Raw genomic sequence first — 12,230 nt, 5'->3', positions numbered from 1 at the left:
ATGCTTACTTGTCAGAATTTGCTTCACATCTTTCTGAAGTAGGTTCTCAAGGTGAACTGTTAAATACGCTTGCCAGCTAGTTTGTATGTTTGCTGGCATCAACAAGTTTACCTCTACATTATGATCGAGTTTAAGAATGAATTTGTAACCGTAGAATTAGTCAATAATGCGACCGCTATTCTGCTAACCTGGAAAGGCTTTATTCCGAGTGCCAAATATAGAGAAGCCCTGGATAAAGCGTTAGTAGCTGCCAAAAAGCATAAGATCCATAACTGGATATCGGATATTAGCAGCATGAAAGTATTAGCACCCAAAGATCAGGAATGGGCAGGCAGTGAGTGGGTAGTAAGAGCTGTCTCAAGCGGCTGTTATAAAAAGCAAGCAGTAATTATGTCTGCCGATATTTTCGGACAAGCTTCAGCCAATAATCTGCTGACCACTGTGCAGAATCAGCAAATTCAGATTCACAACTTTACCACGCTGGAAGAGGCCAAAAAGTGGCTAGCCTAGCAGCAGCACAGCCTATCTTCAGGATGGATGGAGCATCACACTATCGTATTGGCTGCCGAATACTTCTATCAACAGCCAATACGATAGTTTTAAAATTGCAGGCTCCTATCAGTGGCTTTGTCTGCACCACTAGATACAAGGAGCAGGCAGAGAGAAAGAAGTATTTTAAGTTACCTAATGCAGGGGATTACAGAATTATTTTATAGAAACCTTTTTAAAAGCTACTTTCTGGAATACATCGGTGAATGTATGAGCGCTTCCATCTGTTTGGCGATGGATGCCAGTAAAGGTGATTTTATCTCCTGTTAGCCGGGAAGTAACTTCTACCCTTCCATTAGCCATAGCGGGAATCTGGGATTGTGCGATTATTTTATCAGCTTTTGTGGTATAGGTTCCAGCAAGTGCATAAGAGAATTTACCATCTACCGTTTGGGCAATATCCATCCAGTGCGTAGGGGAAATTATGCGCATAAGTTTCATCTTGGTATTATCTGTGTTTTCTTCATCCTTTCCCTCAGACTGCATGGATACCATTTGCCAAGTGCCTACGATTTGTTGTAAATTCTGGGCTGGAAGCTTTACTTTGGTAAATACGTTATTTACTATCACAGTTCTTCCATCAGCAAAGGTCACTGCGCCTGTTTGGTGAAACGTATCCCCTTCTAGTTTATAGTCAAATGCCAGGGGCTTTGACTTATCTCCCTGGTAGTTAGCAAATTCTATATACTCCACATACTTTCCGTTTTCAATGGAATATGTACCAAAACCTGCGTACATCAGCGTATCCTTTTTTGAATCCATCACCATAAAGCCAACATGGGTTGGTGTAATAATTTTCATTTCTTTTGTCCCAGCTTGCTTATCTTCCATGACCCAGGTACCTACCAAGACCTGGGTTTGGGCTAGTAATGGCAGGTATAATACCAGTAATAGCACAGAAAAAAGTAATTTGATTTTCATAATAGCTTACGGGTTATTTAGTGGAGGCAGTTTTGGCAGGTTTCCCATTTACTTTTTCATACACATCATGCCACGTGTGTGTACCTTCTTTATCTACCATCATTCCATCCCACAGCAATTTACCTGCTTGAATTCGCTGAATAATTTTAATCTTTATATCATCTGTTACAGGATTAGAAACAAACTCCCAATTAGGAATAAAATTATCTCCTTCCATGCGGTAGCTTCCAGCCAGCACATCTTCAAACTGCTTGTCTTTTTGTCTTATAATGATGTAGTGGGTAGGGGAAATAGTCATGTAGCGAATATGAGTAGCAGAAGTATGTGACCACTTTTCGCCCTTTGCATCTACACCAGATGAAGTTAGCTGGTTCCAAGTACCGGTCGCCGGATTATTTTGTGCAGGAAGCTTAACTTTAGTAAATGAGTTGTTGATACGGTTTATTGTTCCATCAGCAAGCGTAACAGAACCTTTCTGGTAAAACTTATCCCCTTCTACTTTATAATCAAATTCAAGCTTTTTACTTTTATCCAGTTCAAAGTTACCATATTCTGCGTTTTCGATATACTTACCATTTTGGACAGAATACGTTCCATAGCCAGTATAGGCTACTTTATTGTTCTTTGCATCTAACACAACAAAACTATAATGGGTAGGGGTGAGAATTTTGATTTCTTTCATGGTGTCACTTTCCATCATCCAAGTACCTACTAAGGGATTGGTTTGAGCAAGAATTTGCCAGGAAAGGCAACAAAGGAAAATAGTGAATAGGCTTTTCATGATAGAATGGGTTTAGAGGGTGGATCAGGTTTAGAAGATTATCAGGAGATTGATAAGGAAGCGACTCCTACCTTGCTGTAAAGGATTAAGCCAGCACATACGTTGCTTTATTAGCCAACAAAGGCTTGCTAACAAGAAAAAATAATGGCGATAGCAGGTTGAGAAATAAAAAGCTGGTTGAGAAAAGCAAGCAAAGCGAAGTAATAGATGAAAGTAGTGGAGATTCAGCAGTGTTGCAATACTTACTTTTAGGTAATTTTAAGATTTTAAAGCTTATTCTACCAGGTAAGATTACTAGCCAAGTATCTGATGTTATGCTCTCCATTACGGAAATGATGTTTTTAACACTCCAGGAAAAAGCCCACTATGTGTGGAACAATGGCAGGTATTGCAAGAGCCGAAGAGAAGACTGTTATCGAATCAATCTGTACTGGATGGGTAGTTTTTATGCCGAAGTGTGGTATAACAGGCAGACAAACCAAGTCCAGGATGTTGTCTTGAAAGCAGTTAATGCCAGGTAACACCTCCAGTTAAAATTTCATGTATATCATCTGGCATTACCAGGTTTCCTCCTCCTTCAAGACCGGCATAATGCCCTGTGCCTGCTAAAACTTTCCATACGCCATTCATAGTAACAGCACTACAGTTTTCCCGTACGGTAATGGTTCCATGACCGGGTATGGTAATATAAACCAGGCAATGATACGTTTGTCCTTTAAATGCAATAGGCATCACATAGGTTCCTGTGGCCGTAATGGCTCCTTCGATTTGTACTGTTCCTACAAAGGTATACTCATTTAGCATACCGGTAGCAGTTGTCGTAATCCTTATGGCTTTTTTGCTGGCACCAATCCGTGCATTGGCATCACGTTTTAGGGAAGAAGGGGCAACCTCCTCTGTAGAACAGCCCCACAAAACGGGGAGCAGAAAAACAATTACTTTAGCCAAACTAAAACATAGCGTTTTCATACGAGTATAGGTAATAGTGATACATCAATAAAGTAGATTTTATAGTAGAAGAGATTTAATGGATTATAAAGAGGATGCGTTGAAAAGTGTTGGCCTGCTATAGTTTACCGAGTACTAACCTTTGATAGCCGGTAGTGATACAAAAGGAGATCAATTACTGGTTGTTAATTTATCAGGCATTAACTTCCCATCTTTGACTATTACTTTTCCATCAATGGAGACGTTGGCTTTTTCAATGGCAAAGCCTATACCCTCTTTCACCTTGTTTGTACCTCCCCACAGATCATTTCCCCCTAACAGAAGGGAGACCAGGCCTTCTGCTTCTATGGGGCGGTAGTCTTGTTTTTCATCACTTAGTACTTTCAGCGCAGGGTTTAACCCTATGGCAAATCCTGCAAATTGGTTCATCCGGGGATCAGCATCTGTAAGTATCTTTTCCAGGAATGCCTGATTGGTAGCTGCTTTTAGATTAGTCATTTTTCCGTCTACAAAATCAAAAGAGAGATTGGTGATTTTTTCTTCGCCGGTATTTCCATACAACCTATCTCTTGCTACAAAGACTTTTCCATTCGCTGAGGTTTCCACACCGCTTACCACAATAAATCCTGAAGGAAGCGTAACATACCGGTCTAGCTTAACGCTGCTTTTTATATCTTCTTCTGAAATCACGCCATCATTTATAATAACAGATCGACTTGCTAAATCAAAGGTAAAATCGCTGCCATTCGCTGTGGTGATCTGCACTTTTTTTCCGGTTTTCAGCATAGCAGCTATTTTCTTTCCTTTGGCTGCAATGGTTTCATAATCAACCGCAAGGGCTGCATTGGTCATCTGTTCATAGGTCCCATAAGCTAATCCATTGGCTTCTGCCACTGCTTTGGTTGGGAGTCCAATATAGACCGTTTTGGCTGTTCGCAAATCTTCTTCTTGCCCGTTGTGCACCTGTTGCCTTGCTTTCTGACGTTTATCTGCATACGCTTTGGGAACTTGACTATCAATGGCATTATAATCTATATTCGAAGATAAGATGATGGCAAGGTCTGCTTTTCCATCCAGTTTATGTAGGGCTTTATGGTGTGCAGCCAAATGTGCTTCTGGAACTAATAAGGCTCCGGCTTTGGCTACTTTTTCTGTTTCAAGAAGTAACATGGGATAGGCACCTTTTTTATGAACCTGCTCGGCAAGCGCCTCCATAAGGTCTATTTGCTGTTTGTCACCTTCTATTAATACGGTTTCTCCAGGTTTTATATTAGCCACACTTGTAACAATCCGGTTCACCAGGTTTTCCTGACTTGTTGAGTTTACAGGTTGCACCTGCGCCAAAAGGGATAGACTGCTGCACAGCAAAAGAGTACTTAGGGATACGTTGGTTTTCATACGAGTGGGGTTCATAGGTTAAAAAATATGTGTTACCTGGCAAAGGCTTTACCTGGTTTTAGAATCGGGCAATGATGATAACTTACTTAAACAAGGGGAACATACTAGATAAAAAATTCCAGGCAATGCCTGGGTAACTAGCTGGCTGGCAAACGGGGATACTAGATATTTAGATTAAAAGTACCTGTAAATCAGCAAAGTTGCAATACTTAATTTTAGGTATTTTTAAGCCATGGCAGACACTTATTGCCTGTCTATATATGTTGCGTAACCGTGTATGGAATGTATGGTGAGCAAGGGTTAGTCCTATGAAATCAGTGGAGGTATTTACCTGGGTGATGCGTGAAATAAATCTTTTTAATGCTTAGGAATATTTGCGTCCACCCCCACCTTAGGATAAAAACAGCTATTAAACAGTTATTTTATTAAGATACGCATGCCTGGGAGGGATGTGCCCCAATATGCTAAAGATACCAACCTTTATCTTTTCCATGTAAATACGTTTAGAAGAGCTAATGACAAACAACTATTGTAGGTAGACAATTAAAAATATTTCACAAAAGCATTAATTTGCCGATTCCGATTGACGGGTACCGGAGCAAGAGGTAGATTCGATTTCTTTTTTTCACAAAGTGAAAGCTGGTGCACAAAACTAAAACATGCTAGAGAAAAAAGTAGTGCTGCCAGCAAGCATAGATGGGGGTCAATCAACAGCTAAGGCATGGCTTATCGGGACGATGATAGATTACTAATTTAGCACAAAGATACACGCTGCTGTAAATTATAAGCTGCTGCAGGTTATACCTATATACGAATGTTACTATGAAAGAAGAGCAACTCAATAATCCACTACATGGCAAAACCCTGGAAATGATCCTTACCTATTTAGTTGAGCAATTTGGCTGGGAACAATTAGGAAACAGGATTACTATCCGATGTTTCACTCACAATCCTAGTATTAAATCCAGCCTGACCTTTCTTCGGAAAACACCCTGGGCAAGAAAAAAAGTGGAAGATCTCTACATAGAAAGTATAGGCAGATAATTGATAGTACTGGCAGACTCTACAGAAAGTATGCATCCCTAAGATTGTTTACCCTGTCTGGATTCGCTATGGCTGGGTTCTTTTTGCAGCAGACTTGTGGGGAGAAAAGGGTTAGCGGGTTTCATCCAACAAAACGCCCAAAGGTGATCCTGCTTTAAAAACTGCAAAAGAAATAGGTAGGGATCTGAACTTACTAAGCTCCCAGGCAGTTATGCTCCTGTACATAACAATATGTACAGATAAGAACACAACATCAATGCAAAAAGGAACAGTAAAATTTTTTAATCAAGCCAAAGGATTCGGCTTTATTCAAACAGAGGGTACCAATCAAGACATCTTTGTACATGTAACAGGCTTAGTGGACGAAATCCGGGAAAATGACAGTGTTACTTTTGAGGTAGAAGAAGGCAGAAAAGGCCTGAACGCAGTCAATGTAGCCTTAGCTTAAGTGCAATCTATTTAGAGATCTTTGTAAGATATAACTATAGTTTTGCTAGCCCCTTTTTCAAGGGGCTTTTTTATTGCTATCTCCGCTGGAATCTCCCACGGAAAAAATACAAGGCTTATCCTGAATAAACTTCAGGGTAGGCTAAGTATGAGGGTTATATATCTGTTCCATTACCTGTGTTATGGAAAGGGCTCTCAAGCCCTTTCCATGTACTGAATCCACTATGCCTACTAGCTGACCCAAAAACAGGTGGTTTCTCTGGGGTATGCCTGACAGGAAAACCAGGGGACTTACCCGCTGGCAGTGCTGCATTAGTTGCCGGTAAAACAGGGTAGCGTGATCTTATTCCTGCCCTGCTGAATGACCCGGTAAGTAATACGTAATGTCCCTAGGCCAGTCCATAAAGCCTATTAGATACAGGTACTAGCTTGCAAGCCCTGTAGCTTAAAATGTGGCTTTTTTAATCAGGCCATCAAAGGTTTGGGCGATATAGTAGGTTCGCAGGCCGCTTCGTTCAAGGGAGTTTGGAAAATTTAATCCCCTGATCAAGCTGTTGCTTTTACCTGCAGCAGCTCTTATTACATTCCCCGAATTTTCGCTGAATCCTTCTCCTGTCCAGCTGCCATATTCTACCACTATTGGTTTAAGATCAATGCCTAACTCAATATCGGTTAACGTTGAAAGGCCTGTCTGATAGATTGAACTCTTGCCCTCCTGGTCAAGCCGGTATATGGTGGCTTTCTTGGGAAAAGGAAAGCCAGTAAAGGTACAGACGTAGAAGTTGTGCCCATCAAAAACAATTCCGGTAGGCACGGCTTCTACCTGAGCAGGTTCTGCAGAAGGATTATCGATGGGAGCAATACTGGCAAATACGCTTAGTTCTCCGGTTGCAGACTTGCGGCGGATGACCGCATTGGCCGCTGCATCTACAATGAATATATCCCCGTGGGGTCCAATGGTGAGGTTGAAAAGATCGGTTTCATCAGTATCTTGCTCAAAATCATAGCTTTTTACAAAAGAGCCCAGATCTTCAAAAGCAAGATCTCCCGCTTGCAGGGGCGCATCTCCGATATGAAAAGAAGAAACATTGAATTTATACAATCTTCCTTCCACGCCATGTAACATAAAGAGGGTATCGCCTTTGAGCAGCAGGTGATTGAGGCCAAAAACTGCCCCTTCCGGACTTACACTCGACGCAAAGCCGGTTACAACCCTATGTACCTCTCCTTGCGGGGTAATGAGTGAAAGTGCCCCGTCGTTAGAAAGCCCGCTACCTGCTTCTGTAATCCATAACTGACCCTTTGCATCGGATTCTATGCCTAAGGGTGCCGTAAGGCCGGTGGCATAGGTGCTAATCTGCGGCTCGCGGGGGGTTACCGGCTCCACCAGTTCCAACAGGTGCTGGCAACTAGTGAAAGAAAGAAACAGTATTACTACAACTAGATAGGTGGTTTTAGTGCGCATAACTATAGAGGAGAATAATGAAAAATGAGTATAGATACATTGTAAAAAAATAGCTAAATGATGCTGGAGGCCCATTTCAAATGCTTATCAAGATAAGCAAAGATGCATGAGAACCTATGCTGTAAGACCACTATTTTTCAGCCCTTGCTCAGGTAGGCTGATCAACACTGCTGTCTATTTTTCTGCGATGCACCAACTTTAAGGCAATGCATCTTTATTTCGTGAATCCTGGCTGATACCATACTTAGCTGGAGGCTGCGGTTATGGGCAGGGCATTTAATTACTGTATATGAAAAGTTCCTGTTTACTATCGGCAAACCATTGGGTTTTGAGGTAGTAAAGTCCTAGTTTTTCTAAAAGGCGGATTGATTTCAGGTTATTGGGTAAGGTGATTGCCCAAATTTTTGATATGCCTAAGCTATTTGTGGCATAGGTTAACGTAGCGCTAGCCATTTCAAAAGCATAGCCTTGTCCCTGAAAGTCTTCTAAGAAGGCAAATCCTATATCAGGGTTTTCTAAGCTATTCCTTTTAAGTAGCCCACACATGCCAATAGGCGTTTTGTCATCCTTCTTTTCTACCAGGCATAAACCAAATCCATTTTGATGATAGCTTTGTAAAGGACCCTGCTGAAGATACCTGACTGCTTGCTGATGAGTTTTTACATGCCGGTCTCCAATGAACTGTAACCATCCCGGACTGTTTAGAAGGCGAAGTATAAAATCTGTATCTGCCAGGGTAAATTTTCGTAAGCCTACTCTCGGCGTTTCTATAATATACTCCATGCGATGTTTTATTTTCAGCAAGAACTACCTGCTTATTTTAACTCCACAATCATCTCGATTTCTACGGGAATCCCCATCGGCAGAGAACCCATTCCAACAGCCGAACGGGCATGACGGCCATTTTCCCCAAACACCTCTACCATCAGATCAGAAAAGCCATTGATTACTTGCGGATGTTGATCAAAATCTTCGGTAGCGTTCACCATGCCTAACACTTTCACGATACGCTTCACTTTACTGAGATCCCCCACATGCGATTTGAGCACCCCTAGTAGAGTAATCGCTGTTAATCTGGCGGCTGCTTTACCCTGCTCCACATCCAGGTCTCTACCCACTTTCCCTTTTAGGTATTGCCCATTTGCCTCTACAGGTCCATGCCCTGAAATAAAAACCAGTTTGCCAGCCGTCACTGCCGGAACGAAATTGGCTATAGGTGCCGGGGGTTCTTTTAAGGTGATACCTAGTTCCTTGATTCGCTTTTCAGGGTCTACCTGCTTATTCTGGGCAAGGCTAGCCTGGGTAGAGAGCAATACTACTAGTAAAAGAGAAAAAAATAGCTTTGTCATAGAATGCATGGATGGATTTGTATTAGCAATGATAAGGAGAAATCAACTGGAGACTTACTTACTAAAGCTCCTACTATTTAAAGATTTTATCCTGTTATTGCAAGGATAAACCCTGAAAGGATCTATCTATCGTTTCTTGGAAAGACAAGAGCCCAGTGTTGTGGAGGATGGCAGAAAAAAAACATATCAATTCCCTGTCTAAAAAACGCATAGGCAAATTTTCCAAAAAATTGATTCAATCGGCACTATGCATCTTCGCGACTCATGCTTTGCCGGCAATAAAGCTATTCCACCAGGTGTAATTAGTTGCCTCCTATCCTACCCTGATGAATTTGTTTACAAGAAGAGGTTTCTAGCAGACAATTCTAGGAGAAGATAGGAGGCTAGAAAGGTCAATATAAAAAAATACCTAATTTTAAGTATTGACTATTAATCAGTTATACTGTAAATTCAATTTATCAAACCAGCAGAAGTAACAGCATTTTTGGCTTCTTGTTATCAACTCTTCCATCAAATCAACCTTTTTAGGTTACATACAAACGCAAAGAATTAACGCACATACCTTATACTTTTAGGCATAGCTTCAGCGAAAGCGATGCATAGGAGTATTGCCCAATAGGGTAGAATATATTTATTCTCCTCTAGTACATTTTTCAGTAAAGTGGTTCTTCCTTAATCTGAGTAAGCCAGCTAGCTTTTCAATTCTAATCGCCGCCTAATTTTTCTCATAAAAGCCTTATGCTCTAGAGGAAATCTGGCAGCGAGTCAAGTAGTCCGCTTCCTGGTCTCCATAATTTACTTTTGAACATGGAACATACTGACACAGTTGCTGCTATCGGTCTATCCCACTCAAGTAGAATCATTGCAAAAGCTACCCTTTATGAAACACACCTTTACTTATCCCCTCTTTCTGCTCTTTCTCTGTTTTTCACAGCAGACCTTTGGCCAGTCACTCATTCGTGGTAAAGTAGAAAGCGATGGCAAACCGCTAGCCTTTGCTAATGTGCTGCTGCTAAGTGCCAAGGATTCTTCCTTGGTGAAAGGCATGGTAACTAACGAGAGCGGCACCTATCATATAGCTGATATAAAACCTGGCGCCTATATATTGCTTGGTTCCATGGTTGGCTATAAGAAGAGTTATTCTTCCCTATTCCAGATAACCTCCAGTAACGATATTTTTGATCTCAAAACAGTTACCCTACAAGAAGACAGCAGGCAACTGCATGAAGTGACTGTAGAGGCAAGCAAGCCTTTATTTGAACAGCAGCTAGATAAGTTAGTTGTAAATGTAGGCAGTAGTATTACGGCAGCAGGCTCAACAGCACTCGACATCCTGGAACGTTCGCCTGGCATTAGCCTTAACCGGCAGAATAACTCTCTTTCGATGAGTGGCAAAACAGGTGTACTGGTCATGATTAACGGAAAGCTTAGCCGCTTACCTATGGAAGCTATTTTGCAGATGTTAAGTGGTATGAATGCCGGAAACATTGAAAAGATTGAACTCATCACGGCTCCCTCCGCCAGCTATGATGCCGAAGGCAATGCGGGTATAATCAATATTGTGCTAAAAAAGAATACCGATATTGGCACCAATGGCAACTACTCGGTAACGATGGGGTATGGCTGGTATGAGAGGCCAGCTGCCAGCGTGAATGTAAACCACCGCCGGGAGAAAGTAAATGTCTTTGCGGATGGCTCATTTCTTTGGGATCATTACTGGTTCTCTACCTATACCAGCCGCAGGTTTATTTATGATCAAACACTGCAGCAGAGCAGCAATGTATCTAACCGCAATACACATCATCTGACTTACAATGGCAGGCTAGGATTTGAATATTCACTAGGCACCCAAACTAGCTTAAGCGGCCTGATCGCAGGCTTTAATAACAGGCAAGAGCAGTTTGCCCTCAACGAGGCGGCCTTTTATCAAGCGAAACAAATTGAGAAAACCATAGATGTGAAAGACCATGAGATAAACCAGTGGCGGCATTTGATGGGAAACGTAAACCTTGAGCATTCCTTTGCCTCCAAAGGGCAGCTAAGTGTAGATGTGGATTACCTGCTCTATCATCACAACAATCCACATTGGTATACCAATGCTTACCAATACAGACAAGAAAATACCCATAGCCTGGAGCAGCTCAACAGCAGTAAACGTACCCCTCTCCACCTTTGGGTTGGAAAAGCGGATTACTCAAAAAATTTCAATGAACATTCAAAGCTGGAAACCGGCGTCAAAGCTACTTTTTCCAGATTAAAGAATAATGTGCTGCTTGAAAAACGCTATGAGGATGCATGGCAAAGAGAGCCCGAGTTTAGTGAAAATCTTGAGATGCTGGAAGATATTGGGGCAGCCTATATGAACTTTCATCACAAGTTTGATGCGAACACAAGCCTGCAAACGGGCTTACGCTGGGAATATACGCACACAGACTTAACCACTACGGCCGGAGAAAACATAGTGAAGCGCCGTTACCACTATTTGTTCCCCAGTGTGTTTATTTCCAGAGACCTCAATAAAAATAACAGTATGCAATTCTCCTATAGCCGCCGCATCACCAGGCCTACTTACAATGATCTGGCGCCAGTGTTTACCTTTGTTGATCCCTACACTTCCTTGTATGGCAATACCTCTTTAAAACCTGCCATCACCAATGCTTTGCAGGCCTCTTATCAATACAAGAAAAAGTACATGCTTGCTCTACAGTATAGCCACGATGCCAATGCCATTAGCTGGGTGATGCGGATTGATCCTGAGCAAAATAAACAATATACCTATAAAGACAACATTAATCGCGTCCGGACTTATTCACTAAATCTGACTATTCCTCTAAGCATTAGCTCCTGGTGGCAAATGCAGAACAATCTGATGGGCAACTGGCAGCAGAGCATGACAGATTACGGGGGAGAAACGCTGCACATACGTGGGTATTCAGGTCAAATTAATTCAACTCAAACATTCAATTTGCCAAAGGATTTTTCCATTGAAGTATCAGCCCTTTATAAGTCGCGCTCCTATTTTGGTATCCTGGTAATTAAGCCCTATGGATTTGTGAATGTAGGTATTCAGAAAAAAATCAACAATAAGGGTACGTTAAGAGTATCCGTATCAGATCTGTTCTGGACGATGCCTTTTGAGGCAATAAATGATCTGCCTGCCTTAGATATGTATCAGAATATAGGTTTTCGTTTTGAACCCCGGGTCGTACGTCTTACCTATTCACGCAATTTTGGCAACAGCCAGGTGAAAGCGGCTAAGCAAAGAGCCACTGGTTCGGAAGAGGAGCGCCGGAGAGTGCAGTGAAACTAAGATTGAAGGAATAATGGC

General features: G+C 41.8%; 12 protein-coding genes. 5 read left to right on the top strand and 7 right to left on the bottom strand.

The features are described from left to right. The first annotated feature begins 120 nt into the window (after positions 1–120). Positions 121–510, top strand: a complete 390-nt coding sequence (locus tag Q0590_RS31235) for a hypothetical protein (protein ID WP_302041590.1) — start codon at positions 121–123, stop codon at positions 508–510. Positions 511–705: 195 nt separating this feature from the next. Here Q0590_RS31235 and Q0590_RS31230 read toward each other — a convergent pair whose 3' ends face one another. Continuing rightward, positions 706–1,470, bottom strand: a complete 765-nt coding sequence (locus Q0590_RS31230; RefSeq protein WP_302041589.1) for a hypothetical protein — start codon at positions 1,468–1,470, stop codon at positions 706–708. A gap of 13 nt (positions 1,471–1,483) precedes the next feature. Next, entirely contained in the window at positions 1,484–2,251 is a 768-nt protein-coding gene (locus tag Q0590_RS31225; RefSeq protein WP_302041588.1) for a hypothetical protein, read from the bottom strand. A gap of 125 nt (positions 2,252–2,376) precedes the next feature. Between Q0590_RS31225 and Q0590_RS31220 the strand changes: the two genes are divergently transcribed. Further along, a complete protein-coding gene (locus Q0590_RS31220; RefSeq protein ID WP_302041587.1) occupies positions 2,377–2,772 on the top strand; it encodes a hypothetical protein in 396 nt (131 codons plus the stop codon). Here the strand turns inward: Q0590_RS31220 and Q0590_RS31215 are convergent. Together Q0590_RS31215 and Q0590_RS31210 are read right to left on the bottom strand one after the other, a co-directional pair. After that, a complete protein-coding gene (locus tag Q0590_RS31215; protein WP_302041586.1) occupies positions 2,759–3,220 on the bottom strand; it encodes a hypothetical protein in 462 nt (153 codons plus the stop codon). The genes Q0590_RS31220 and Q0590_RS31215 overlap by 14 nt on opposite strands. A 150-nt stretch (positions 3,221–3,370) precedes the next feature. Then, complete coding sequence (locus Q0590_RS31210) at positions 3,371–4,612, bottom strand: aminopeptidase (protein ID WP_302041585.1); 1,242 nt, start codon at positions 4,610–4,612, stop codon at positions 3,371–3,373. Between the two features lie 807 nt (positions 4,613–5,419). On the opposite strand from Q0590_RS31210, the gene Q0590_RS31205 reads away from it, so the two are divergent. Together Q0590_RS31205 and Q0590_RS31200 are read left to right on the top strand one after the other, a co-directional pair. Further along, positions 5,420–5,641 (top strand): VF530 family protein, encoded by a 222-nt coding sequence (locus Q0590_RS31205; RefSeq protein WP_302041584.1) that lies wholly within the window; start codon positions 5,420–5,422, stop codon positions 5,639–5,641. 256 nt (positions 5,642–5,897) lie between these two features. Then, entirely contained in the window at positions 5,898–6,089 is a 192-nt protein-coding gene (locus tag Q0590_RS31200) for a cold-shock protein (RefSeq protein WP_302041583.1), read from the top strand. Positions 6,090–6,533: 444 nt separating this feature from the next. Here the strand turns inward: Q0590_RS31200 and Q0590_RS31195 are convergent, their stop codons facing one another. From Q0590_RS31195 to Q0590_RS31185, 3 genes are all read right to left on the bottom strand, one after another. Next, the gene (locus Q0590_RS31195; protein WP_302041582.1) at positions 6,534–7,553 is read right to left on the bottom strand and encodes a ScyD/ScyE family protein; all 1,020 of its coding nucleotides are present in this window, start codon (positions 7,551–7,553) and stop codon (positions 6,534–6,536) included. A 276-nt stretch (positions 7,554–7,829) separates the two neighbouring features. After that, positions 7,830–8,357 (bottom strand): GNAT family N-acetyltransferase, encoded by a 528-nt coding sequence (locus Q0590_RS31190; protein WP_302041581.1) that lies wholly within the window; start codon positions 8,355–8,357, stop codon positions 7,830–7,832. Between the two features lie 11 nt (positions 8,358–8,368). After that, the gene (locus Q0590_RS31185; protein WP_302041580.1) at positions 8,369–8,902 is read right to left on the bottom strand and encodes a RidA family protein; all 534 of its coding nucleotides are present in this window, start codon (positions 8,900–8,902) and stop codon (positions 8,369–8,371) included. An 880-nt stretch (positions 8,903–9,782) separates the two neighbouring features. Between Q0590_RS31185 and Q0590_RS31180 the strand changes: the two genes are divergently transcribed. After that, entirely contained in the window at positions 9,783–12,206 is a 2,424-nt protein-coding gene (locus tag Q0590_RS31180; RefSeq protein ID WP_302041579.1) for a TonB-dependent receptor, read from the top strand. Positions 12,207–12,230 lie beyond the last annotated feature (24 nt).

It is taken from the genome of Rhodocytophaga aerolata (assembly GCF_030503435.1).
Taxonomy (GTDB): domain Bacteria; phylum Bacteroidota; class Bacteroidia; order Cytophagales; family 172606-1; genus Rhodocytophaga; species Rhodocytophaga aerolata.
Note: the sequence above shows the minus strand (reverse complement) of the source record. Positions and strands in the feature narration are given on the sequence as shown.